Consider the following 23,953-nt stretch of genomic DNA (forward strand, 5'->3'; position numbering starts at 1 on the left):
TTTTATACGTTTTGAAGTGCTTCTTCGTTCAGCTTGTAGGCGCCATCCTCATCATGGACTTCGCGGCCGTTAAGCGGCGGATTGAAGGCACAGGCGAGCTGCATGTCTTCGGTTCCACCCCGCAGCAAATGCTGGTCATTCTTGTTCAGAATATAAACAGTACCAGGTTCGATCTTGTAGATCTTGCCATCGCTGACGGTTTCCACTTCGCCATTGCCGGAAATGCAGTAAACGGTCTCAAAATGGTTTTTGTACCAGATTGGCGTTTCCGTTCCGGCGTAGATGGTCGTGATATGGAAGGAATATCCCATTCCATCATCGGCCAGGGAAAGGCGAACGCTTTTCCATGTGTCGGTTTTTACGGTGCGGTTAGAGTTTTCACACTCTTCAAGCGTGCGAACAATCATAATAGTCTCCTGAAATAGTATCTAGCTGTCTGGTGCCTTTACTCGGCAGCGATCAGGTTTGAATTTCCTGCGTTAATAGCCGCGTCAAACGCCTGATTGAGAATATCAAGGCCGCGGGCCAGCTCCTTATCCGTAATGGTGAGGGAGGCGAGGCATTTCACCACTTCGCCATGCGCGCCCGAAGTCTCGATGACAAGGCCGCGCTTGAAGGATTCCGCGACGATACGGCTCGCAAGATCGCCGGACTCTACGACAATCCCGCGCATCATGCCTCGGCCGCGCAATTCAACAACTTGGTCGGCATAGTTTTCCTGAATTGCCTTAAAACCACTCAGTAGTTTTTCGCCCTTGTCCTTTACGCCATTCGCAAAGCTGTCATCATTCCAGAATTTTTCGATAGCGACTGTCGCCGTGACGAAAGCATGGTTATTTCCGCGAAACGTGCCGTTATGTTCGCCGGGCTCCCAGATATCGAGGTCGCGATTGATGAGCGTGACAGCGAAGGGTAAGCCGTAGCCGGAAAGCGATTTGGAGAGCGTAACCATATCCGGCTTGATACCGGCCGGCTCGAAACTGAAGAACGTTCCCGTCCGGCCGCAGCCTGCCTGAATATCATCAACGATCAGCAGGACGTCATGGCGACGGCAGACCTGTTCCAAATTTTGCAGCCAGTCAATACGGGCAGCAGTTAATCCTCCCTCACCTTGTACGCACTCGACTATGACAGCCGCCGGAAGATCAACACCGCTGGACGGATCGCCCAAGGCGCGATCGAGATATTCCGTGCTGTCCAAGTCCTTACCGAGATAGCCGTCATAAGGCATGGTGCTGCTACCCGGCATATCAACGCCTGCGGCGCCGCGATGATGCTCGTTTCCAGTGGTCGCGAGGGCACCAAGCGTTACTCCGTGAAAGCCATTGGTAAAACTTATAACATTACTGCGACCCTTGACTTTACGGGCAAGTTTCAATGCGGCCTCAACGGCATTTGCACCTGTTGGGCCGGTAAACTGCAACACATAATCCAACTTTCTCGGCTGTAAGATGTGTTTCTCGAACGCGCTCAAGAATGCGGCTTTTGCCTTTGTATGCATATCAAGGCCATGAGTGATGCCACCAGAGCTTAAATACTCAACCAGCGCGTCACGCATGTCTGGATCGTTATGACCATAGTTTAGACTGCCCGCACCAGCGAGAAAATCGATGAAATTATTGCCCTTCTCATCCGTAAGGGTAGCGCCTTGCGCCTTGTCAAATATGACAGGGAAGGACTTAGCATAACTTTGAACCTGTGATTCACGTCTTTCAAAAATAGAGATAGCAACCTCACTTTTGTTGTTGAGTTAAAAATATAGCCGTTTCAATAATCATGGCATTGCGACCCGACCCCGGATGCATTCACCTGGCAACATTAAAGGATGATTTTATGCTCCAGCCTTACGCTGCGCTGGAGAGGGCCGACATTATGTCCGCACGCTTGAAAGGACCAATATTCCAAAGCATTTCTGTGCCTTGCTGACCATCGAAATGCTCTTCCTCGTCGAACAAGACATCTCGATCGACGTCTGCGCCCATTTCCCGGGCTATTGAGTTAAAGACTCCGTGGGAGGCCTTATTGTCCGGTGTTATCGTCGTCTTAATATATTTTACCTTCTTCGCAGAGGAGCGATGCAGGATATCGAAAATCATCCGCTTGCCTAAAGAAAGCCCCCTTGCTTCAGGCGCTACTGCGACTTGCCAGACGAACAGGCTTTCTTCGTCTTCCGGGATCATATAGCCGGATACAAAGCCAGCCACTTCACCATTGATCTCCGCAAGCGAGCTGGTTTCACTGAAATGAGAGCATTGAAGCAGGTTGCAGTAAACCGAATTTTCGTCGAGTGGCTTGCACTTCTCTACCAGTTCATTAATGGCAATTCCGTCTTCTGGAGACGGGCGCCTGAGAATAATTTCCGGGTCACGATCTTTCGTTGCACTCATTGTACTGAACTTCCCTCTTATTAATATATCAATAATCGATATAATTTTCTTGCGTATGACATAAACAGCCATGCCGCCAATGTCAAGTAAGTCACCAAATTTTAATAATATATTTTTATCTCATATGCCTAACGCTACTATATTGGCCATATCTTGCCGCTAGAGAGTAATTAAAATACATTGATATTTGATTGAAATTTCGTTACTGCACAATTTATGGAAGATGTTTCAGCAATTTTGGGCTATGTACCTTTCCTTTTAGCGCCAAACTGCCGTACAGGATAACGGGCATGGATCAACTCAACGAAGCACTTGTCTCTATTCGCAAAATATTGCGGGCGACGGAATTGCACGGGAAAGCACTGCGAATTGCAACAGGATTGAAGACATCACAATTGATTGTCCTGCAGGCGCTAGAAGAATCACCCGAACTTACAGTTGGCGAAATTACAGCTCAGGTGCATATGGCACAGGCAACAGTGACCATGATTGTAAGCCGACTTGAAGCGATGGGCTTTGTTCTTCGAAAGAAGGGCGTTACCGACAAACGTAAAGTCTTTGTGAGTCTCACAGAACGCGGGCTGGAGGTATTAGCTCAGGCCCCCGAAGCTTTGCATGAGCGTTTTGCCGAAGAGTTTGAACCTTTAGCGGCTTGGGAAAAATCAATGATGATTGCGTCCCTTCAGCGGGTGGCCGCGATGCTGGATGCGTCGGACATCGACGCAGCGCCACTCCTGCAGCTAGGCGAGGCCCATGCCCATGATGCAGGCGTCAAGTAAGTCAGCTGCGCCAACCTACATCCCTTTTCCTTCAAGAAAATACAAAATTTCTTCCAGCTTCCTCCCTCCTAACCTGAAACCGGAATTGCAAGAGAAGATCAAGTCCGCGTTCTTCAGCTTTGACTGGGAAGGCTCTGCCTTCAAGGAAGAATTCTCAAAGTCCAGCGAGGAGGACGGGACGTCAATATGGGACACGCAGGATGAAAACGATGATAAGCATCCTCGCTAAACATTAGGCGCGCGTCGTTATATCAACTACCATTCATTCCGCTCTGATCACTATTGCTTTGTTTAAAATGATTTAAACTTAATAAAAGCCCGTTCAATGGCCCTATATAAGAATTCTAACGAAACCTTATCCAAACCAGTTTATGAATGGAAAGTAATATGGACAGAAATCCCGAAAACACAGCCGGCAAATGTCCGGTGATCCACGGTGGCGCTACATCAACTGGTAGGGCGAACATGGAGTGGTGGCCCAAGTCTCTGAACTTTGACATCCTTCATCAGCACGACGCGAAAACCAATCCGCTGGGAAAGGACTTTAGTTATCGCAATGAGCTCAAAAAACTAAACGTGAAAGCACTTAAGAAAGACCTTCACGCCCTGATGACCGACAGTCAGGAATGGTGGCCTGCAGACTGGGGACATTATGGCGGTTTGATGATCCGGATGGCCTGGCACTCGGCAGGCTCTTATCGCTCTGCCGATGGCCGCGGTGGTGGCGGCTCCGGCAATCAGCGTTTCGCACCCCTCAATTCCTGGCCCGATAATGTCAGCCTTGACAAGGCGCGCCGCCTGCTCTGGCCGATCAAGAAGAAATATGGCAACAAGATCAGCTGGGCTGACCTGATCATCCTCGCCGGCAACATCGCCTATGAGTCCATGGGCCTGAAGACTTTCGGCTTCGCTTTCGGCCGTGAAGACATCTGGCATCCAGAAATCGATACATATTGGGGAGCGGAAAAGGAATGGCTGGCCGAAAGCACTGGACGCTATGACAGTGACGACCGCGAAACATTGGAAAACCCGCTCGCTGCCGTGCAAATGGGTTTGATCTACGTCAATCCAGAAGGTGTCGACGGCAAGTCCGATCCACTCAAGACGGCAGCGGACATACGTGAGACATTCAAGCGCATGGCGATGAACGACGAAGAAACTGTCGCCTTGACTGCTGGTGGCCATACTGTCGGGAAATGTCATGGGAATGGCGATGCGAGCCTGCTGGGCCCAGAACCTGAAGCGGCCGATGTCGAAGAGCAAGGGTTAGGCTGGCGCAATCCGACCGGTTCGGGCAAGGGCCGTGACACCGTTTCAAGCGGTCTCGAAGGCGCATGGACAACCCATCCAACCAAGTGGGACAATGGCTACTTCTATCTTCTCTTCAATTATGACTGGGAATTGAAGAAGAGTCCGGCAGGCGCTTCGCAATGGGAGCCCATCAACATCAAGGAGGAAGATAAACCTGTCGATGTCGAGGACCCCTCTATCCGGCTCAATCCGATCATGACCGATGCTGACATGGCCATGATCAAGGATCCAAAATACCGGAAAATATCTGAGCATTACTACAATAACCCAGAAAAACTGTCGGAAGTTTTTGCGCGGGCATGGTTTAAGCTCACACACCGTGATATGGGCCCGAAATCACGCTACATCGGCCCTGACGTTCCTAAGGAAGATCTGATCTGGCAGGATCCAATACCCGCGGGCAACACTGACTATAATACGGATGCCGTCAAAACGCGCATTGCTGACAGCGGCCTAACGTCAAGCGAAATGATCACGACTGCCTGGGATAGCGCCCGTACGTTCCGTAGCTCTGACAAGCGGGGAGGCGCAAATGGGGCGCGCATCCGTCTTGCACCGCAGAAAGACTGGGAAGCCAACGAGCCGAAACGTCTTGCCAAGGTTCTCGCTGTGCTTGAGGGTATCGCGGCCGATACGAGTGCAAGCGTTGCGGACATTATTGTTCTTGCTGGCAATGTTGCCGTTGAACAGGCCGCCAAGGCCGCAGGCTTTGAGATCACTCTGCCCTTCGCGCCGGGTCGCGGGGATGCAACCGATGAGATGACCGACATCGAGTCCTTTAACGACCTGGAACCCGTCGCAGATGGATATCGCAACTGGCTCAAGAAGGACTATGCCGTTAGCGCCGAAGAGCTCATGCTTGACCGTTCACAGCTCATGGGGCTGACCGCCCCCGAGATGACCGTTCTTGTCGGTGGAATGCGTGTTCTCGGTGCCAACCACGACAACACCAAACATGGTGTGTTGACTGATCACGAAGGCACTCTCACGACCGACTTCTTCGTCAACCTGACCGATATGAACAATAAATGGAAATCTGTTGGGAATGGTCTCTATGAGATCCGCGATCGCAAAACTGATGAGCTGAAATGGACAGCAACGCGTATGGATCTCGTCATGGGGTCAAACTCGATCCTGCGATCATATGCAGAAGTTTATGCTCAGGATGACAGTAAAGAAAAGTTCGTAAACGACTTTGCCGCGGCATGGACCAAGGTCATGAACGCGGACCGTTTCGATCTGGCCTAACCTGAATCCGCATCTCCAGACGGCTAAAATCAGTCGCTTGGAGATGCGGAACAATTAACAGAATTTGCATTTACCGAGTCTTTGAAATTGTCCGGGAAATTAGCATTTGCATTAGTTCGATTGCGAGTGCAGTTCGAACGGTTGCCTAAAATCTATTCTCTGGTACCAGTCTTTTCCCACATTGCTTATAGGGTGACTTTGTTACGCCATAATAGCTTCGAACTCTAGCGGCACCCAGAAATAAACAATCGTATAGAGGTTAATTAAGATAGGATGGATCAGTCGCGTCCAATTCTGACTTCAACTGCTCAAAATGTGCGAAGGAAGCTCCAAGGAAATCATCCCAACCTTTCGCGATTTCACAGGCCAATTCATGGGATAGAATATTCAGCGGTTGCCCCGAGGAATAGGCCAGGATCATGGTTTTGCAGGCTTTTTCGAGATAGTAAAGATCCTCGAATGCTTCCGCGACAGTTTCTCCAACGACGGTTACGCCATGATTTCCCATCATAAGAACCGATTTCCCCTGAAGGCTCTCGGCGATCCTCTCCCCTTCGTCTTCATTGTTTGCAATTCCGCCAAAGTTGAGGTCGTAAGCAATGCGTTCGTAGAAACGCGACGTATTGTTGTCGATTGGTAATATACGGGGATCTTTTAGAGTTGAAAGAGCGGTGGCATAAGCCGGATGCGCATGCAGGATCACGCGGGCGCCGGGACAATTCCTGTGGATACTGCTATGAATATGCCAGGCCGAAATATCGGGAGCATTATCGCTATGCAAAATACTCTCATCCTCAACATCAAGAAGCTGAAGATTACTCGCGGTGACATTCGAGAAATGTATCCAGCGCCGGTTCATTAGGAATTGCCGGCCATCCTCGGAAACTGCCGCACTTAAGTGATTGGCAACTGATTCATGCATATCAAGCTTATGAAGAATCCGGAAGGCAGCGGCGAGATCTACTCGCAATTGACGTTCATTCTGCGCCGATGTCATATGTTTCGTCCACCATTTGGATATCTGGCCTTGAGAACACGATATGTACTACGCAGATCTCCCCTGTCAATATAACAACCGCGTAAATGTCTCAATCCGCTCCCCTCCTCAAAGGAGGTGCGACCGTGGGCCACACGATGATTATCGAAGACAATGCATTCACCGGCATTTAAACGGAAGGTCATCAAAAACCGAGGGTCCTGCATCATTTTCCCAAATTTGCGAAAGGCTGGATAGAATACATCCATTTCATGCTGCGGAAAATCAAAGATGTCCGCCAGATGCTGGCTGAAATTGATTCCACTCACTTCGCCGTTATTCTCATCAATTTCAATAATATGTTGCTTTGCACGAACATCCTGGGAATGTGTTGTGTAACGGAAGGGAACCTTATACTCCGACAATATCTTAAAATACTCGGGATAGGCCTTCTTTAGTTCATTGGCGACCGCCATCGCATCGACAAACAAACTATTACCGCCAGCCACTTCATTCGCGCGGCAATGCAGAAACTGAATGCCAGGCGGAAATTCCTCCGCCGCTTCATCCGTATGCAATTCAAGTGCCTTGTTTGTATAAGCGAGATTAACAGGATCTATCTTCATTCTGACATCAAAGGCGTTACCGGAATAAGTTGGACGCACAATACCCAGAAATTCACATAATAGCTGAAGCGCCTCATCGGTATTGGGCATGCCACTCACCAAAGCAATGCCATCATCCAGCAGCGCTTCCGCCCAATCGAGAACCTCTGCTGGACGGTCCAGCAAGGCGTTAAAATCAAAGCGCGCCATACTCTCATAGTGATTGCTGTACCAAGGACGGCGATTGCGAATAGCCACATCAATGCGACTTTCTTCTTTATGCCACTGTTCCAGCCAGCATAAATCATACTGGCTTTCATGCCCATTTCGCCAAGCAATCCAGAGATAGTTACCCCTTACTTCGGCGGCGGCGGCATTCAAGTCGTCAGCCTCTGCAAGAATGTCAAAAATACGTTCTTGGGTAACAGTGTCCCAGGAACTCGGGCAATTATCCCGTAACCAGAAGTAGTTGAAATACGCCAACTCACTGCCGAACGGAACAAGCAAGCCATTTTGCATCAACGAGACAAGAGCCATATCATCTCTCCTGATTTTTTATAATCACCATTATATAATAAAAATGTTATAGCTCGTCCATGCCAAAAATAGTGGATCACGATCAAAGACGAAAAACAATTGGTGCTACGGCAATGAAAGTAATTGCCGAGCGCGGTTTGGAAGCGACCAAACTTGTGGATATCGCGCGCCTCGCCGGGGTGACCACAGGGGCCGTGACCCATTATTTTTCCGATAAGGATGCGATCCTGATGGCGGCATTGGAAATGGCATATGACACGATGTTTGCGAATATGGAACGCGTGAAGAAGGGGGACAACTACAGCTTTCTTGACATTATTTCCAAAGCGCTACCCACCACCGACGAAAGCCGCGTTGCGATGACTGTGTGGTTAGCCTTCTGGAGTCGATCTATCGCGGAACCCCGGGTCGCGGAGATGCAACTCGAATTTCATCACCGATGGCAGAATATTGTTTCGCAGGAACTCATTCGCCATTATCAGCGGACTAAAATGCCCGCGCCAAAGGACCTCGAGAGCATAAGCCAGTCTATCACAGCACAGGTAAATGGCCTGATCATTCGCGGACTTGTAGATAAGCCGGATTGGCCCGCATCCCGTTTGCACAATTGCCTAAAGGATTATCTTGAACAAATTGGCATTAAGGGCCACCAATAAATTAAAGACTGGCTTCTTAAATTATACGAGTTTGACCCTCACTCCAGTTTAAACCAGGCAGATTTACTCTGAGTATAGCCCAGCAAGCTTTCCATTGATTTGTCCCGACTGTTCCCTGACTGTTTATAACCCCCAAATGGCTGGGTCATGTCTCCATCCCCAAAACAGTTGACCCATATTACCCCGGCCTCAATATTCTTTACCATCCGCATGGCAGTTTTTAAATCTTTCGTCCAGACGCTTGCCGCAAGTCCGTAGGGGGAGTCGTTCGCGATATCTATTGCCCCTTGCTCATCCTTCACCGGGATGACCGATGCAACGGGACCAAATATCTCCTCGCGGGCCAAAGTCATGTGATTTTCGACGCCCGAGAACAGGGTCGGCTTCACATAGGCACCGGGTTCAAATGTCTCGGCCGCGCCGCCACCGAAAACGATTTTTGCCCCCTCCTCGCGACCCAGCGCAATCTTTCTCAGTATATTCTGCTGATGCTCCTTCGTGACAACAGGGCCGAGCGTTGTATCGGGGTCCAGTGGATCGCCGGGCTGATATACCGCCTGACTTCTTTTAGCGAAACTCTCAACAAAGGCATCATGGATATTCTGATGTACCAGCAAACGGGACCCCGCATTACACACCTGGCCCGCGTTATCAAAAATCCCCGCAAAAGCGTAATCCACGGCTTGATCTAGATCATCTATATCCGCCATGAATATTTGCGGACTTTTGCCACCTGTCTCGAGCGCAACGCGCTTCATGTTCGATTGACCTGCATAAATCATGATCTGCTTGCCAACCTCGGTAGACCCGGTAAAGGTAATTTTTGCAACATCGGGATGCAGGGCCAGCGCCTTTCCTGCTTCGTCCCCAAACCCGTTAACGACATTGAATACACCAGCAGGACCGCCAACTTCCATAAAAAGCTCCGCCAGCAGCAAGCAGCTCAAAGGGGCCTTCTCCGAAGGTTTAAGCACAACACAATTGCCCGCCGCCAAAGCCGGCGCCACCTTCCAGACAGCCATTAGCAAGGGGTAATTCCATGGTGAAATGGCGCCAACCACCCCAAGCGGTTCTTTCATAATCATATGCAAGGCATTGGTTTCCGAATTCGTCACCAACCCTTCGAGCTTATCGATACATTCAGCAAAATACCGAAATGTTACAATCACTTCTGGCAGATCAATCGTCAGTGAGTCCGTAATCGGTTTGCCCATGTCCAGAGTGTCCAACAAGGCAAGATCTTCACTACGCTGCTCGATAAGATCAGCAAAGCGGAATAGAACATTCATTCGATCTCTCGGGGCCATAAACCGCCAGCGCCCGTCTCGCCAGGCTTCCTTTGCCGAAGCGACGGCAAGATCTATATCTGCCGCCCCACCCCGCGCAACTGCAGCCAAAACCTCGCCCGTTGCTGGATTAAGACTTTCAAAGCGTGCGCCGCTTTTTGCTTCCACATAGGAACCATTGATAAACAACCGGCCTTCAATATTCAGAGATTCTGATCTTCTCAGCCAGTCACGATGCTGCAATTTGTCAGAACTTTCTTGCATCACAAGCGACCAACTTCCGCTCCCTTGGGGAAGACTTCCGCGCCTTTTTCCTCCGGTTCATCATCGACCATTTCAGCCGGGAATCCCGGTGCCAGCACCTGAACACCACAGGCATCTTCCAGCCGCCGGATGATATTTGGGGACAGTTCTCGCGGCCCATATCTCTTCTGCCCGTCCTTGAATATGTCCAGTATCATGGGAGAGATTTCCAAAGGAACCCCATGGTCTTTGGCAATTTCGTCAAACAATCCAACGTCCTTTATTACAAGGTCCATCGTAAAGCTGATGTCCCGACTGCCATTGAGGATAACCTGGGATTCCGTTTCATGAACGAATGAATTTCCAGAGGAAATCCGGATTGCCTCATAGGTCGTGTTGAGATCCATGCCTGTCTTCTTGGCAACCGTCAACGCTTCTGCGAGAGAACAAAGATTGGCTGTTGCGAGATAATTTGTCAGAACTTTCAAAACGGAGGCCGTTCCGATAGGCCCCGTGTGAAGAATTCGCCTTCCCAACGTCGTTAGTACCGGAAGAACCTTCTCGAATGCCGATCGCTCAGCGCCAACAAAAATGGAAATATTCCCGGTCGCGGCCCGATGGCATCCACCCGAAACAGGTGCCTCCAAGGCAATGGCGCCTTTACCGATGACCAGTTCGGAAATACGACGAATTTCATTTGCGTCCGTCGTGCTCATTTCAATCCAGAACTTATTCGGTCCCAAACCCGCGATAACACCATTCGCTGCTTCCATGACTTCTGAACAGGCCGCGGGGGAAGGTAAACATGTAAAAACCATATCGACGGCCTCGGCCATCATTTTGGGGGTCTCCGCCCAATCTGCACCTTTATCAAGAAAAGGCTGTGCGACATCCTTGTCTAAGTCGAAAACAGTCAGATCATGCCCGTTTCGCAACAAACTTCCGGCAAGCTTACTACCAACATTTCCGAGGCCAATAAATCCAACTTTCATAACGGCTCCCTCTCTCGAGTAATACGCTTGCCAAGGTTCAGTCTGGCGGCGTGTCTAAATTTAGCATCCGCGTAAAAAGCATAAAGGATCTAAATATATTTGCAAAAGACGATGTTCCGCAATTTAAACACAGGGCAGCCCCCCTGCGTTTCATGCGAGTGCCTGCTCTGAATGTTAGCCTACCAATTTACCCTTTTATCTTAGTCGAAACGAGACCACGCCTTCTTTGTCGCGCTTTCTAAGTTGTCCCACGCAATTTCGATCCCCGTCTTGAGGTCCTCCCAAGCTGTCTCGCTCGCTTGCTGGAGTTCATTCAATTTCTTCTGAGCCTCAACCTGCTCTGCCTTAACCTTATTAATTTGCGTATCATACGCAACCTTAGCGTCCGCCTGGGCACTGTCGGCCTTAGCTTTGAGCTTGTCGATCTCTGCATTCCATTCGTCTAACTGTGCCTGCAGTTTTTTCACATAGGCTTCTTTCATGCTCATAACCATTGCTCCTTACATCTCGATTTGATGACCTCGGCAAGAGGTAGCGGAAAATCTAATTAATTTACCGCATACATTACATAGTTATTATAGACGAAATGACCGACTTTATAATTGACTAAAATCAACCTTTCCAGTTCCAGCATTCAATGTCTAGTCAACCTGAAAGCAGCGTCGTTACGCGTTCATCGACCAATGGCATATGCCTGCATTAAGCGCGGAGTCGCCGCAGCCTGCATCTGTCCATCGGGATGACGCCTTGCAGCCGTCAGGCGCCCTACCGTATTGGGCGCTGCGATGACTATCTCATGTCCACGTTCACGCAACGCAGCAATAACCTCTTCACCGATTGTCTCTTCAATCATCATCTTCCCCGGGTTCGCATTGCGCGGATAGAATGAGCCCTGAAAATGCATTGAATGGAACAGTGGGGCATCGATCCCTTCCTGCAGATCCAGCCCGTAGTGAACCAATCGTAAAAACCAGATTAGCTGCCATTGATCCTGCTGATCGCCGCCCGGTGTCCCAAAGGCGAGTGAGGGGCGACCATTCTGATATGCAATGGTAGGGGTTAGCGTTGTTCGCGGTCGTGCACCAGGCGTCAAGCTCGATGCCAGACCCTCTTCAAGCCAAAACATCTGTGCACGCGAGTTAAGCGGAAACCCGAGTCCCGGGATGACTGGACTTGACTGGAGCCAGCCTCCCGATGGCGTAGCAGAGACCAGATTTCCCCAGCGATCAATGATATCAAGATGGACTGTGTCGCCCTTCACATCGGTCAGGTGAGCCATTGTTGGCTCCCCCGTCGCGGCATTTCCAGCCACCTCCGTACGACGATTCACGCGAAAAACAGCCGCATCCGCGAGGTGCTCATGGCCTGCAATTCGGCCGGGGCGCGTTTCCAGGGACGCCTTGTCGGATATCAATGTGGCTCGATCACGCCCGTATTCCTCACTAAGGAGTGTTTCCAATGGAATGTCATAATATTTCGGATCACCATAATAGGCTTCCCGATCGGCCCAAGCCAGCTTGATGGCCTCGATCACGATATGCGTAAATTCAGTCCCAAACGGGTCCATTGCCGCGAGGTCAAAGTTTTTGAGAATCTGCAAGGCTTGAAGCAGGACCGGACCTTGTCCCCAAGGGCCGGTTTTAAAGAGTTCCCACCCATGATACGTAATAGACGTCGGCTTTTCGAACTGAGCACTCCAGCCTTCAATATCTGATCTCGTCAAGAGAGCTGAATTTTTTTGGCCGGACGCATCCATCACATTTGCGGTGGCTAAATATTCACCGATTTTCTCTGCGACAAATCCTTCGCGCCAGGTCGCACGAACTGCGTCAATGCGGATCTCGCGTGTATCGCCCTTTGCAGCATCGACAAGCCGTTGGTATGTTCGGCCAAGATCTGGATTGCAGAACAAAGCACCTTCTTGAGGGCACGCCCCTTCAGGGCACCAAACTTGCGCAGATGATGGCCATTGGTGTTCAAAAAATGTCTGCAAGTCGGCAATCGTGCTTGCGACAGATGGAAGCATCGGGTGGCCATTTAAACAATAGTTGATTGCCGGCTCGATAACATCCGCAACCTCCATCGTTCCATAGTCACGTAATAGCAAGAGCCAACCGTCGAAAGCGCCCGGCACGACGGTTGCGAGCAAGCCAGATGCGGGTATCAAGTCATTTATTCCGCGCGCACGCATTTCCTCAATGGTCGCTGACGAAGGCGCACTCCCCTGAGCGCAAAGAACGCCAGGCGCGTTGTCGCGAACAGAATGGAACAAGACCGGTAGATCTCCCCCCGGACCATTCAGATGAGGTTCGACAACCTGCAACACAAACCCTGTTGCAACAGCAGCGTCAAAGGCATTACCACCCCGCTCCAATATTGACATACCAACTGCTGACGCGATCCAGTGGGTCGATGTTACAACCCCGAAAGTACCGCGTATTTCTGGTCTGGTTGTAAATTTCTGCATCGTCGTACCGTCACTTATTTTGTTTATGAACTATAGGTGGACGGACGTTGCTTTATGGGCCATCTCAATCATATGCGTGAAATTGAAAGCCGACAAACCTGTTACCGCCTGTATCGACGCACTATAGGGCGGGAGCAAGGAACATTCCAAAAGAATTGCGGCGATTTTCAGATGATCTCTCACAAGCTCCCGCACGTTGGACAGGGAAACATCTTGGTAAAAAGCGGAAAAGATAAAAAGTACGACGGAGGAACTCTTTTATCTATAGTTCCCCAGTCGTTAACGATCACTTTTCGGGTTTTGCTTTTTTAAGCTTGTTTGCCCTGAACCCGTCTTTAATTGCGCCATCCTTGGAGTTCACGTTCTTTTTAGGCTTAAGCTTCTTTTCTTTTGGCTTTCGATTGAATTTGCTAACCGGTCGGTCATCGTCTGAGGAATGAGACGGTTTCTTGGGCGCGGATTTCGTCGCCTTATCTTTACCTTGCGCTTCCTCGCTCAATCCAGCTTTGAATCGTTTCTTCTTAAAGCGCTCTGTTGGGTTTTCTACGTCACCAAAACGCTTGTTATACGCATGCGCTGCCTCATCCTGCTGATTCGTAACATGGTCTTTCTGGACAGGGTTATCCCGTTTACGGGTTTCTGCCAAACTACGATCTTCTCGTTTGTCAGCTTTCTTATACGGCTTTTTATGGGCATTCTCGCCGTCAAATCTTTTTCTCGGTTTGGATTTATTATCGGAACCAGCCGTTTCATCCCGCCGGGGTTTACGATCATTTCTTCGTGGGCGGCTATCGCGCCCCCCACCGATATCGGGCTTTCGGTCCAAACGCGTAACTTCAACCGTTTTTTCCATTTTACGGCTCGGCCCAAGAGCCTTCAGGAAGGCGTCAACGCATCCACCATCCAACTCAACAAAAGTCTTTTCCTCTTGAATTCTAATCGGACCGATTTCATTTTTCGTAATATGCCCGGCGCGACACAACATCGGTAATAACCAACGCGGTTCTGCCGTATGTTTGCGCCCGACGGACAATTCAAACCATACGCCGTTTGAGAAATCCTGCCGCTCTCTTTTGGGTTGACCAGAATCTGAGGATCCCTGATCCAACAATTCTTCCGCGGCTGGCTTTGATGTATGGTGAATACGGACCAGCGCCGCGGCGATCTGATCGGCTGAATGATTTTCCAACAACTCTTTGACAATCGCCTTCTCGTCGTCTTTTATCGGCTCCGTCAAACATGGGTCGCTCAAGAACCGCTCCTGATCACGGGCGATCACATCTTCTAATGAAGGAGGTCTTTCCCAAACGGCCTTTACCTTGGCCGAATGCAGCAGCCGTTCCGTTCTTTTTCGCCAGTTATAAGGGACAATTAGGGCGCTGACGCCCTTGCGGCCTGCACGCCCGGTTCGACCACTGCGATGCAGTAAAGACTCTGCACCCCGCGGTAAATCAGCATGTATAACCAGTTCCAGATTAGGCAAATCAATTCCGCGCGCAGCGACATCGGTGGCCACGCAAACCTGTGCACGACCATCCCGCATTGCCTGCAGAGCATGGCTACGTTCATTCTGGCTTAATTCACCTGACAGAGCGACAACAGAGAAACCCCGGTTATTCAACCGGCTGGCAAGTTGAGTAACAGCCACCCTGGTGCCACAGAAAACAATGGCATTTTTCGCATCCTGAAACCTCAGAATGTTAACAATCGCATTCTGACGATCATTGGGCGCAACAGTTAAAGCTTTATATTCAATATCTTGATGCTGCTTTTCTTCTGCAGCGGTACTGATACGGACAGCATCGCGTTGGTACCGCTTTGCCAAACTGGCAATCATTCGCGGTACTGTTGCTGAAAATAACATTGTCCGGCGCTCAACAGGAGATGTATCCAGAATATATTCCAGATCCTCTCGGAATCCCATATCCAGCATCTCGTCAGCTTCGTCCAAGACTACGCATTTAAGTCCGCTTGTATTAAATGCGCCACGCTCTATATGATCGCGCAGCCGGCCTGGCGTTCCAACAACAATATGTGCGCCGCGGTCCAGGTTTCTTCGTTCATTTCGTGCATCCATACCGCCAACGCAAGACACCACGGAAGCACCTGTTTTGGCATACAGCCAATCAATTTCGCTTTTAACCTGCAGCGCCAATTCACGAGTCGGCGCAATGATCAAGGCAACGGGAACATCCTTTGACGTAAAGCGGTCATTTCCCTCCAACAACGTTGTCGCCATTGCCAATCCAAAGGCCACCGTTTTACCAGACCCGGTCTGAGCGGAGACAAGCGCATCCCTGTTTTTCAAATCGGGGTTGAGCATGGCAGTTTGAACAGGGGTTAAGACAGTATATCCACGCTCATCCAACGCCATAGCGAGAGGGGGCGTAACATCTTCAATACCGGTCATCTAATTGCTTTCAAATTGTAATTTTTTGCGCTCATAATAGTCGCATAATTTTCGAGAGGCAGGAACCGAACATCCGGTTTGCGGCATCGAACAAGTCGCAAGGTTTCTACTGTCTGTTAGGCGCAATGTAAAGATATTGGCATGGTTAGCACAAAATAGATACGCGCCACCAAAATCTATTGTAATTTTTAAATACAGTGGGGTGTCGCAAACCGGGTACAGCGGCGCAAACAAACCAATGCGATACTACAGAGCAAAGCACTAATATCGGACCAGTACGGCAACCATCACAAAAAATCTCTTAGGTCCGCAATAAACCTGTCAAACTGGTCATGATGCAGCCAGTGACCCGCATTTTCATAATTCTTCACAATCGCATTCTTAAAATGTTCTATACGTCCATCGTCAACCGGATTTGAAGCCCAGCTGTCATTGCCATAACAAAGCATTGTCGGGCAGGTAATGTCGCTCCATAATGCCTGGATATCCTCTTGGCTGATATCAGACGGTCCCCAAACACGCATATAGTTATCAAACTTCCAGCTGAAAGTACCATCTTCATTCTGGTTGACGGCGTGGATTGTCAGATGCAGTGCCTGCTCATCGGAAAGATGTTTGTTTTCGGCCTTCATACGCCCAAGGGCATCCTCAAATTTTTCATATCGACGATGTGTACGGCCACTTGCTGCGCGCTTTTTATCTATCCAGTCACGCCAGCGTCTGGCCATCGGCACAGCCTGAGCTTCCTTGATCATTTTGGGAGACGACCCTAGCCCCTCGATCGCAACAACCTTTCTTACATTCTCTGGATACAGCCCCGTATAGCGGAGCGCAATACTGCCACCAAGGGAATGGGAAACAATCGTTACGGGGCTCAATTCCTTTTGATGGATGAGCTGCGCGATATCATAAACATAGTTCTGGACGTTGTAGTTGCCGTCCGTGGACCAGCCACTATCCCCGTGCCCCCGCAGGTCAGGTGCAATAATATGCCAGTCGTGACGCAGTTCTTCTGCCACCCAGTCCCAATTCCGGCAATGGTCACGACCGCCATGAATAAGCAATAACGGCGGGGCGTCCGGATTTCCCCAATCCACGTAATGAAGCTTAATACGCTGTGAAATATAGCTATTTGAAATCGGCCCCATGGGTTGTTCCCGTATTATTCACCTGATTATGTTTACGCGCATTATAAGATAATTTATCCGCTACGGTCTATCCACATCAATGGCAGGAAAGAAGTAGCTACATTCAATCATCAAACCCGATAAAGGTTACAACTTCCTCAACCGGTCTGCGGGTAGAAACAACCGCATTTGCCGGAAAGCTATCGTCAGGATAGCCCATGGCAACAGCGGTCTGGATCACGTGATTTTCAGGAATGCCCGCATGCTCCCGCACGACAGGAGATTGCATGATCCCCTGACTGTTGATGACGGCACCAATACCCCGGCTCCAAGCAGCAAGCACCAGCCCGTAGGTTATAGCCCCAAGATCAAAATGACGGATATCCCCTTGTAGTTCTTTATCATAGGCAACGATAACCGAGACGGGCGCGTCGAACTGACGAAAGCCCCGAAGGACCCATTCCTGACGCCGCTCGGCATCATGCCGTTCAATTCCCATGGCCTCAAAAAGCTGAACGGCCACTTTCACCTGACGATCGCGATGAACGCCCTCATATTTATCTTCAACTCGAAACTCTCTGGATGAAGGAACCCCAGCAAGGTTCCGCTCTGTATTCCCCGCACGGATACGATCCAATGGTTCGCCACTGATTACATGCAGATGCCATGGTTGCGTATTCATGGAAGATGGCGCGCGCGCCGCAATATCAATTATTTCCTTAAGAACGCTTTTTGGGATTGGGTCCGGTTTATAGCCGCGGATAGAGCGCCTTCCGCGCACAATTGTATCGAAGTCCATTATATTTTCTCTTATTTTTTCTTGTTTAGTTACCGCAAGGCATCCTTGCGGGCAGTACAGTGTCTTTACTTTAAAATTCCTCTTCAAGGAAGGACTGTGTTGCCCTGAAAAGCTGATCCCTCCGCCGTTCAAGCAATGCAGAATGCGTTGCTTTTCCAATAATCGTATAGCGGCGATGGGGAGCATTGATCAGTTTATGATAAAGCGCCAACGCTCCATCGGCTGTCGTTTCGATATCCCTCTCGCCTACAATTACCAACGTCGGAACCCTGACCTCAGTCGGGTCATATTGGAAAACACCTTGCGACCAACGGCATATCTTGTCATCCACGACGCCGGTCGGCGCACGAAGCATTGGCGGGTTATGCTCACCTGATTTGGGATCACTGGCAACCGCCTCATCTAGCCACTGCTGCTGCCAATCGGGGTCGATAATGTCCTCTATCTCCTGTGGGTTTAGCCCATGCTCCCATCGGGCTTTAATGGATTGGGCATCCACATACCGATAGGCCGTCGTTGGCCTCTCATTTCCAATGAGGGACGCACCTGAATTCAGCATGCTTGTCCCATAAAGAGCCAGTCGTTCGACTTTAGCGTTATTTTTAGCCGTGTATGCGCCAGCGATTAAGGTTCCCCATGAGTATCCCAGCAGCTGCAGTTTTTCCAAACCGCGTTTAGCCAATATATACTCAATCACCGTACCAAGATCCGCTATGGCTACGTCCGTATGGACAATCGGCCCGTTGGCTTCCGCAGCCTGCTCCATCTCCGCCGGTCGATCAGATCGACCATAACCCCGGATATCCAGAAGCCAGCAATCGAACCCGGTCTCGGCCAGCGTATCCATCCAGGAGTAACCGCCCGCAACGAAATCAAACGTCACTGACGAAGGATATGTTGCCCCATGTACAAACAGTAAAGTACGTTCCGGCCGACCCAAAACGGCATTTTCCCGCCGCTTATTCCGCAGGAAAATGCGCAATTCATGGTCCCCGGCAGGAACCATGAATTCTTCAACAATCAAATCTTGAACGATTGTTCCTTGGCTCTCAGGCTCTACCATGCACCGTGCTTTTGCGCCTCGGCCCGACCGACTACCATATGATGCACTTCGTCCGGCCCATCAGCGAAGCGGAGGTGGCGTTGATTTGCATACATACCGGCAAGGGGCGTCCAATGTGACAGTCCCGTTGCGCCATGCATCTGGATCGCCTGATCAATAATTAGACACACTTTCTCCGGCACCATTGCCTTGACTGCGCTGACATAGACCCGCGCTTCCCGGTTACCAAGAACATCCATCGCTTTCGCCGCCTGCAGCACCATCAGGCGCATGGCGTCAATTTCAATGCGCGCACGTGAAATAACTTCCAGGTTCTTGCCAAGCTTCAGTATGGTTTTACCGAACGCTGTCCGGCTGCCAGCGCGCTTAATCATCAATTCCAGCGCTTTCTCCGCCTGGCCAATTGACCGCATGCAATGATGAATGCGTCCAGGTCCGAGCCTTACTTGAGAGATTTCAAAACCACGTCCTTCACCCAAAAGCATATTCTCTTCCGGGACACGCACGTTATTGAATTTGAGATGCATATGACCACGTGGCGCATGATCTTCTCCGAATACCTGCATTCCCTCGATTATCTCAACGCCGGGAGTATCGATCGGTACCAGAATTTGAGACTGCTGCTTTGACGCTGGGGCATCCGGGCTCGTCTTCACCATGGTGATCATGATTTTACAACGGGGATCCCCGGCACCTGAGATGTAATATTTCTCGCCATTAATGACCCATTCGCCATTTTCCAGATGCGCCGTGGTACTGATATTTTTTGCATCAGAAGACGCCTCTCCCGGTTCCGTCATCGCATATGCCGACCGGATTTCTCCGTTCAGCAACGGCTTCAACCACTTTTCTTTCTGCTCCGGTGTTCCGACCCGCTCCAATACCTCCATATTACCAGTATCGGGTGCGCTGCAGTTCAGGGTTTCAGAGGCAAGGCTATACTTACCAAGCTCCGATGCAATGTAAGCATAGTCTAGATTACTTAAGCCTGCGCCAGTTTCTGCGTCCGGCAGGAAGAAATTCCACAATCCCGATTCCTTGGCTTTTGTCTTAGCGCCTTCAAGCAGTTCAAGCTGACGCGGATGCCAGCTCCAACGGTCCTCTTTGCCTTCATTCAGGGCGTAAAATTCTTCGGTAATTGGGGCAACATTTTCCTGAATATGTTTTTGCACGGCATAAAGTAAGGGCCGTGCCTCTTCAGACATAGCTAAGTTAAACAGCTCTTGGTCGGTTCCCGACATATTATTGATCCTTATTTGGGATTAGTTGAATGTTCTTAATGCTGCGATTGTTCGCTACTGTCTGTCAACCGCTATCACGGTAGATAACCGCGTTCCTCATATGGAAAATCCCAAAGCTCCCGGTTCTTTGGATCTTGCAAGTAGTGATTATTATGATAACTACGGATCTCTGATATCTTGTCTTCTTTGAATATATACCATTCCGTACCACGTAACAGCTGGCGCTTTTGATCAAGCGGGGGTGTCCAGGGCATACTCCATTCGATCACAGCCTCCGGTTCCTGCACGATAATATGGTCCAGAATCCATGACGCCTTTGTTTTCGGACCAACCTTCAACCAGTAGTTTGCCAATGCCGCAGCTCCAAATACCGGGCTGTGATCGACGAAATAATGCACAATATCCGGGTCAAAAGTGGACATCATCATGTCGAAATCTGCTGTAGAACAGCCTTCATAATATCGGCTGATAATATTCGTATATCGGTGCTGCGTTTGCGACATTCTCTTGCTCCTTACAAAATTAAAGGGGGTTTAAATGACAGCACCCATGACTATACTCACATTTACAATGTACAGTCCGTGCTAGTTTTAAAGGCGCGGGCCTATTAGACTGTAAACCGGGTTCCACAAATTAGTAGAGTATTATCCTCTGATGACAACAACCAAATTATTCACACCGATTGAAATTGGTGGCCTGCACTTATCTAACCGGGTGATCATGGCACCTCTCACACGAATGCGCGCCACTGTTCCCGGCAATATCGCTAATGAAATGATGGCGCAATATTATGCCCAGCGTGCAACTCCCGGAGGATTAATCATTGCCGAAGCATCTCAGGTTTCAGAGGATGGACAAGGCGCCCCCTGCACACCCGGCATTCATTCGGCAGAGCAGATTGCGGGCTGGAAGCTGGTAACCGAGGCAGTTCATGCAAAGGGTGGAAAAATCTACTTGCAGCTCTGGCATATGGGCCGGCTGTCACATCCGTCCTATCAACCTAATGGAGAGCTACCAATTGCGCCGTCCGCGGTTCCGGCAAATGTTGATGTCACTACGCCTGATTTCAAACGCGTTCCCTGCCCGACACCTCGGGCTCTGGAAACGGAGGAAATTCCAGACTTAATCGAACGCTACACCCACGCTGCCAACTGCGCAAAGAAGGCCGGTTTTGATGGTGTCGAAATCCACTCAGCCAACGGCTATCTGCTGGAACAATTTCTCCAGGCGCGAACAAACAAGCGTACGGACATATACGGTGGTTCAATTGAAAATCGCTGCCGCTTGGTGTTGGAGGTAACGAAAGCTATTGCTGCAGTTTGGGGATCAAGTCACGTTGGTATTCGCTTGTCGCCCTTTGGTATTGCAAACGACAGTGGCGAGGACGAACCAATGCCGCTCTATTCCCACCTCATCAGCGAACTTGATAAGCTCGGCTTAGCGTATTTACATCTGATTGAGCCCCGCGCCAGCGGTGCGGGTCAACGCGATGTGGATCATAAGGATGTGCCATCGGCAGCACAGCTGTTCCGCCCCTTCTGGCATGGGACCCTGATCGCTGCTGGTAATTTTAACAGGGAAAGCGCCAACATCATGATTGCAAGTGGTGATGCGGATGCGATTGCGTTCGGCCGTCTCTTCATTTCCAATCCAGACCTGCCCGAACGACTAAGACTGGACGCTCCCTTAAATCCATACAACCGCGCGACCTTTTATAGTCGCGGACCGAAAGGATATGTCGATTATCCAGCAATGGCTGATACGGCGACAGACTGACCAGAGTTTAAGAACAACAAACTCAAGACTTACCTTGGTGACGTTCGACTTGTTAAATAGAGCTAGATTGGGAATAGCGTAAATCGCTTGGGGGCATTTTTGACACGCATATGGGCTAAACCGCCCTTGTGCCGCGTCACAAATGCCCTCTTTTCATCAGATTATGATTTCGCCGCTACGAAGTATAATTGATCTGGCGACACTATAGGCTGCCAGCATAGAAGTCTTTGGGTTTTCAGGTAATGAGTTGCCAGCAATTTTGACAGACAAGCTTCCAAAATCACCTACGGCCTTAAGGTAGTGAAAATTCGATGAGGTCGTCGGATCAGAAATCAGAATTGCCTTGGTGCTTTCAAAACCAAGCCCCGCCAACGCAATTGTGGCAATCACATTTGCATTTTTTGGATATTGCTTAACGGCGTCCTCGGCTGTCCCTTCATATAGAACTAACGGTTCGTTTTGCGCACTGTTCTTCACCAGGTCTTCGCCCGGCGTACCTTTCCAAGCTTGTGGTGGCTTAACGACTGTGTGCTCAACGCTCGCAAGCCCGGAATACCGCGCCGCTGATAGGGCTTCTACCCCCGCAATAGCGCCAGCAACAATTGAAATCCTGGCATTCCCCTTGGCTGCATTTTCAATAAGTGCTGTGCGCAATTGAGTATCCGCAAGTACACCTACAGAGACAATGGAAAAAGCAACCCCGGCAGCGAGAATCGCAGCGCCATATTGGCGCACAGCCTCATGCCCCGCGCATTCATAAATGCCGTCAGGTGCCAGAGCGATAAGATCTTCAACCCTATTCACTACCTGACAGTCTGACGGCAGGTCTTTTGTAACGGTGGCGCCAGGCCTGATCAATACAGCGGCAACTTTTGTATTACGAGAATTCTGGCAAACAACATCCATAACAACTTTTGATATTGCGCCATATCCGATCAGGCCTATCCGCCGAGAGTTAATCATGATGTCAGGAACTGCCCATCAAATACTTCGTTAAGGGTCATGGTCCGTTCAATCGACTTATTCGAAGTCAGAACATTCTGCGTTACATCGAGAGTTTCCTGTGAAAATTCTCCGGATGAAGAAACCGCAGCTTTGACCATACCGGCACCAATTTGCAAAACATCATCGCCCAATGCGCCAAACACTGGCTTTAAGGGTTCGCTGATTGTTTTTGCGTCATTCTCCAGAATAAACTTGGAGGCTTTGCTGAGCGCGCTCACCATGGCTTTACAGGTTTCAGGATTGGACGCCATATACTCCGGCGTGGCCCAAAGTCCTTCCATCATAAAGGAAGGCAAATTCGGATCCTGACCATTTGAGTTGTCGATAAGGGTAATCGCATTACCGGAGTTGACCACCCGCTCGCCCAATGGAACAGAAATATAGATAACATCTACATCCTTATTATCGAGTGCAGCAGCAACAGCCGGTCCGCCACCCACACCAACAATCGTCGCATCGGTATCAGGATTAAGCCCAGCTTTTAAAAGATTAAACCGCGCAAGCTGCCAGGTCAGAGATCCCGGGCGCGTGACGCCAATTTTGAGACCTTTAAGAGCGGCCAGCTTCTGCTCGATCGGGCTTTCCGGCGTTAGATTAAGACGATCCGCCGTTTCCTTAACCATCGAGACATTGATGATATTCTTGTCCAATGTCGCCATGATACACTTGAGGTCCAACCCGCGGGCTACCGCTGGCAGTACCTGCGCACCATCATTGACCGTGAAGGCGGCATCGCCAGAGATAACAGCCTGCACGTCAGGGCCACCGCCGCGTGTTACAACGATTTCAACATCAAGGCCTTCATCCTTGAAATAGCCAAGTTCTGACGCCAGGTAATTCTGAATAAATGCCAGGGATGTAACGGCTTGGGTTACAGTAATTTTCTGAAGGGAGGAAGCCGCGAATGCTGTCCTATTGAACCCAACAGCCCCCGCGAGCGCAAGAGTTGCTGCGGTTCCTGCCAGAAATGACCTACGTGGTATGCCTTTTATCTGCGTCATATTACTCTCCTAAGTATGATATAAGTTGGGTCCAAATACTGATT

General features: G+C 49.9%; 21 protein-coding genes and 1 pseudogene. 5 read left to right on the top strand and 17 right to left on the bottom strand.

The genetic code is table 11. From position 1 onward, the window contains the following. Positions 1 to 2: 2 nt before the first annotated feature. The 3 genes from GQE98_RS13170 to ectA form a co-directional block, all read right to left on the bottom strand. Positions 3 to 407, bottom strand: coding sequence for an ectoine synthase (locus tag GQE98_RS13170; RefSeq protein ID WP_161316074.1), 405 nt, complete (start codon positions 405 to 407; stop codon positions 3 to 5). 38 nt (positions 408 to 445) lie between these two features. Beyond that, a complete protein-coding gene (gene ectB / locus GQE98_RS13175; protein ID WP_161316312.1) occupies positions 446 to 1,726 on the bottom strand; it encodes a diaminobutyrate--2-oxoglutarate transaminase in 1,281 nt (426 codons plus the stop codon). Between the two features lie 118 nt (positions 1,727 to 1,844). Continuing rightward, complete coding sequence (gene ectA, locus GQE98_RS13180) at positions 1,845 to 2,387, bottom strand: diaminobutyrate acetyltransferase (RefSeq protein ID WP_161316075.1); 543 nt, start codon at positions 2,385 to 2,387, stop codon at positions 1,845 to 1,847. A 290-nt stretch (positions 2,388 to 2,677) separates the two neighbouring features. On the opposite strand from ectA, the gene GQE98_RS13185 reads away from it, so the two are divergent. The 3 genes and pseudogenes from GQE98_RS13185 (at position 2,678) to katG (ending at position 5,725) form a co-directional block, all read left to right on the top strand. Further along, positions 2,678 to 3,166: a MarR family winged helix-turn-helix transcriptional regulator gene (locus GQE98_RS13185; protein WP_161316076.1), complete on the top strand. Its 489-nt coding sequence runs from the start codon at positions 2,678 to 2,680 to the stop codon at positions 3,164 to 3,166. Positions 3,167 to 3,236: 70 nt separating this feature from the next. After that, positions 3,237 to 3,338, top strand: a pseudogene (locus GQE98_RS18465) (phosphate/phosphite/phosphonate ABC transporter substrate-binding protein); the annotation flags it as partial. 215 nt (positions 3,339 to 3,553) lie between these two features. Next, positions 3,554 to 5,725, top strand: a complete 2,172-nt coding sequence (gene katG / locus GQE98_RS13195) for a catalase/peroxidase HPI (protein WP_161316077.1) — start codon at positions 3,554 to 3,556, stop codon at positions 5,723 to 5,725. Positions 5,726 to 5,984: 259 nt separating this feature from the next. On the opposite strand, the gene GQE98_RS13200 is transcribed toward katG, so the two are convergent. After that, positions 5,985 to 6,722: a class II aldolase/adducin family protein gene (locus GQE98_RS13200; protein ID WP_161316078.1), complete on the bottom strand. Its 738-nt coding sequence runs from the start codon at positions 6,720 to 6,722 to the stop codon at positions 5,985 to 5,987. Continuing rightward, the gene (locus GQE98_RS13205) at positions 6,719 to 7,843 is read right to left on the bottom strand and encodes a TauD/TfdA family dioxygenase (RefSeq protein ID WP_161316079.1); all 1,125 of its coding nucleotides are present in this window, start codon (positions 7,841 to 7,843) and stop codon (positions 6,719 to 6,721) included. The genes GQE98_RS13200 and GQE98_RS13205 overlap by 4 nt, the downstream gene beginning before the upstream one ends. Positions 7,844 to 7,956: 113 nt before the next feature. On the opposite strand from GQE98_RS13205, the gene GQE98_RS13210 reads away from it, so the two are divergent. Beyond that, positions 7,957 to 8,499 carry a TetR/AcrR family transcriptional regulator gene (locus GQE98_RS13210; RefSeq protein ID WP_161316080.1) on the top strand — a complete coding sequence of 181 codons (543 nt, stop codon included), beginning with the start codon at positions 7,957 to 7,959 and terminating at the stop codon, positions 8,497 to 8,499. 38 nt (positions 8,500 to 8,537) lie between these two features. Here GQE98_RS13210 and GQE98_RS13215 read toward each other — a convergent pair whose 3' ends face one another. From GQE98_RS13215 to GQE98_RS13260, 10 genes are all read right to left on the bottom strand, one after another. Continuing rightward, entirely contained in the window at positions 8,538 to 10,049 is a 1,512-nt protein-coding gene (locus GQE98_RS13215; RefSeq protein WP_161316081.1) for an aldehyde dehydrogenase, read from the bottom strand. Further along, positions 10,049 to 11,020 carry an NAD(P)-dependent oxidoreductase gene (locus GQE98_RS13220; protein ID WP_161316082.1) on the bottom strand — a complete coding sequence of 324 codons (972 nt, stop codon included), beginning with the start codon at positions 11,018 to 11,020 and terminating at the stop codon, positions 10,049 to 10,051. The genes GQE98_RS13215 and GQE98_RS13220 overlap by 1 nt, the downstream gene beginning before the upstream one ends. 200 nt (positions 11,021 to 11,220) lie before the next feature. After that, positions 11,221 to 11,508 carry a sll1863 family stress response protein gene (locus tag GQE98_RS13225; RefSeq protein ID WP_161316083.1) on the bottom strand — a complete coding sequence of 96 codons (288 nt, stop codon included), beginning with the start codon at positions 11,506 to 11,508 and terminating at the stop codon, positions 11,221 to 11,223. 185 nt (positions 11,509 to 11,693) lie between these two features. After that, a complete protein-coding gene (locus GQE98_RS13230; RefSeq protein WP_161316084.1) occupies positions 11,694 to 13,487 on the bottom strand; it encodes a gamma-glutamyltransferase family protein in 1,794 nt (597 codons plus the stop codon). Between the two features lie 286 nt (positions 13,488 to 13,773). After that, positions 13,774 to 15,897, bottom strand: a complete 2,124-nt coding sequence (locus GQE98_RS13235; RefSeq protein ID WP_161316085.1) for a DEAD/DEAH box helicase — start codon at positions 15,895 to 15,897, stop codon at positions 13,774 to 13,776. 287 nt (positions 15,898 to 16,184) lie between these two features. Continuing rightward, entirely contained in the window at positions 16,185 to 17,045 is an 861-nt protein-coding gene (locus GQE98_RS13240) for an alpha/beta fold hydrolase (protein WP_161316086.1), read from the bottom strand. A 103-nt stretch (positions 17,046 to 17,148) separates the two neighbouring features. Next, a complete protein-coding gene (locus GQE98_RS13245) occupies positions 17,149 to 17,823 on the bottom strand; it encodes a nitroreductase (RefSeq protein WP_161316087.1) in 675 nt (224 codons plus the stop codon). Between the two features lie 70 nt (positions 17,824 to 17,893). Further along, complete coding sequence (locus GQE98_RS13250; protein WP_161316088.1) at positions 17,894 to 18,886, bottom strand: alpha/beta hydrolase; 993 nt, start codon at positions 18,884 to 18,886, stop codon at positions 17,894 to 17,896. Further along, positions 18,880 to 20,127 carry an acyl-CoA dehydrogenase family protein gene (locus GQE98_RS13255; RefSeq protein WP_202526280.1) on the bottom strand — a complete coding sequence of 416 codons (1,248 nt, stop codon included), beginning with the start codon at positions 20,125 to 20,127 and terminating at the stop codon, positions 18,880 to 18,882. The genes GQE98_RS13250 and GQE98_RS13255 overlap by 7 nt, the downstream gene beginning before the upstream one ends. A gap of 74 nt (positions 20,128 to 20,201) precedes the next feature. Continuing rightward, a complete protein-coding gene (locus tag GQE98_RS13260; RefSeq protein ID WP_161316089.1) occupies positions 20,202 to 20,630 on the bottom strand; it encodes a nuclear transport factor 2 family protein in 429 nt (142 codons plus the stop codon). Positions 20,631 to 20,781: 151 nt separating this feature from the next. On the opposite strand from GQE98_RS13260, the gene GQE98_RS13265 reads away from it, so the two are divergent. Then, entirely contained in the window at positions 20,782 to 21,903 is a 1,122-nt protein-coding gene (locus GQE98_RS13265; protein WP_161316090.1) for an alkene reductase, read from the top strand. A 156-nt stretch (positions 21,904 to 22,059) separates the two neighbouring features. Here the strand turns inward: GQE98_RS13265 and GQE98_RS13270 are convergent, their stop codons facing one another. Then, positions 22,060 to 22,866 carry an aspartate dehydrogenase gene (locus GQE98_RS13270; RefSeq protein ID WP_161316091.1) on the bottom strand — a complete coding sequence of 269 codons (807 nt, stop codon included), beginning with the start codon at positions 22,864 to 22,866 and terminating at the stop codon, positions 22,060 to 22,062. After that, positions 22,863 to 23,909 (bottom strand): ABC transporter substrate-binding protein, encoded by a 1,047-nt coding sequence (locus GQE98_RS13275; RefSeq protein ID WP_161316092.1) that lies wholly within the window; start codon positions 23,907 to 23,909, stop codon positions 22,863 to 22,865. The genes GQE98_RS13270 and GQE98_RS13275 overlap by 4 nt, the downstream gene beginning before the upstream one ends. Between the last annotated feature and the right edge of the window lie 44 nt (positions 23,910 to 23,953).

Origin of the sequence: Sneathiella litorea (genome assembly GCF_009882915.1) — a bacterium.
Classification (GTDB): Bacteria; Pseudomonadota; Alphaproteobacteria; order Sneathiellales; family Sneathiellaceae; genus Sneathiella; species Sneathiella litorea.

Excerpts from the sequence above, each read along its gene's own strand:
- GQE98_RS13240 (WP_161316086.1), bottom strand. The coding sequence starts at position 17,045 with ATGGGGCCGATTTCAAATAGCTATATTTCACAGCGTATTAAGCTTCAT.
- GQE98_RS13210 (WP_161316080.1), top strand. The coding sequence starts at position 7,957 with ATGAAAGTAATTGCCGAGCGCGGTTTGGAAGCGACCAAACTTGTGGAT.
- GQE98_RS13235 (WP_161316085.1), bottom strand. The coding sequence starts at position 15,897 with ATGACCGGTATTGAAGATGTTACGCCCCCTCTCGCTATGGCGTTGGAT.
- GQE98_RS13225 (WP_161316083.1), bottom strand. The coding sequence starts at position 11,508 with ATGAGCATGAAAGAAGCCTATGTGAAAAAACTGCAGGCACAGTTAGAC.
- GQE98_RS13255 (WP_202526280.1), bottom strand. The coding sequence starts at position 20,127 with ATGTCGGGAACCGACCAAGAGCTGTTTAACTTAGCTATGTCTGAAGAG.
- GQE98_RS13170 (WP_161316074.1), bottom strand. The coding sequence starts at position 407 with ATGATTGTTCGCACGCTTGAAGAGTGTGAAAACTCTAACCGCACCGTA.
- GQE98_RS13185 (WP_161316076.1), top strand. The coding sequence starts at position 2,678 with ATGGATCAACTCAACGAAGCACTTGTCTCTATTCGCAAAATATTGCGG.
- GQE98_RS13275 (WP_161316092.1), bottom strand. The coding sequence starts at position 23,909 with ATGACGCAGATAAAAGGCATACCACGTAGGTCATTTCTGGCAGGAACC.
- GQE98_RS13270 (WP_161316091.1), bottom strand. The coding sequence starts at position 22,866 with ATGATTAACTCTCGGCGGATAGGCCTGATCGGATATGGCGCAATATCA.
- GQE98_RS13245 (WP_161316087.1), bottom strand. The coding sequence starts at position 17,823 with ATGGACTTCGATACAATTGTGCGCGGAAGGCGCTCTATCCGCGGCTAT.
- GQE98_RS13265 (WP_161316090.1), top strand. The coding sequence starts at position 20,782 with ATGACAACAACCAAATTATTCACACCGATTGAAATTGGTGGCCTGCAC.
- GQE98_RS13200 (WP_161316078.1), bottom strand. The coding sequence starts at position 6,722 with ATGACATCGGCGCAGAATGAACGTCAATTGCGAGTAGATCTCGCCGCT.
- katG (WP_161316077.1), top strand. The coding sequence starts at position 3,554 with ATGGACAGAAATCCCGAAAACACAGCCGGCAAATGTCCGGTGATCCAC.
- GQE98_RS13205 (WP_161316079.1), bottom strand. The coding sequence starts at position 7,843 with ATGGCTCTTGTCTCGTTGATGCAAAATGGCTTGCTTGTTCCGTTCGGC.
- GQE98_RS13220 (WP_161316082.1), bottom strand. The coding sequence starts at position 11,020 with ATGAAAGTTGGATTTATTGGCCTCGGAAATGTTGGTAGTAAGCTTGCC.
- GQE98_RS13230 (WP_161316084.1), bottom strand. The coding sequence starts at position 13,487 with ATGCAGAAATTTACAACCAGACCAGAAATACGCGGTACTTTCGGGGTT.
- ectA (WP_161316075.1), bottom strand. The coding sequence starts at position 2,387 with ATGAGTGCAACGAAAGATCGTGACCCGGAAATTATTCTCAGGCGCCCG.
- GQE98_RS13215 (WP_161316081.1), bottom strand. The coding sequence starts at position 10,049 with ATGCAAGAAAGTTCTGACAAATTGCAGCATCGTGACTGGCTGAGAAGA.
- GQE98_RS13250 (WP_161316088.1), bottom strand. The coding sequence starts at position 18,886 with ATGGTAGAGCCTGAGAGCCAAGGAACAATCGTTCAAGATTTGATTGTT.
- GQE98_RS13260 (WP_161316089.1), bottom strand. The coding sequence starts at position 20,630 with ATGTCGCAAACGCAGCACCGATATACGAATATTATCAGCCGATATTAT.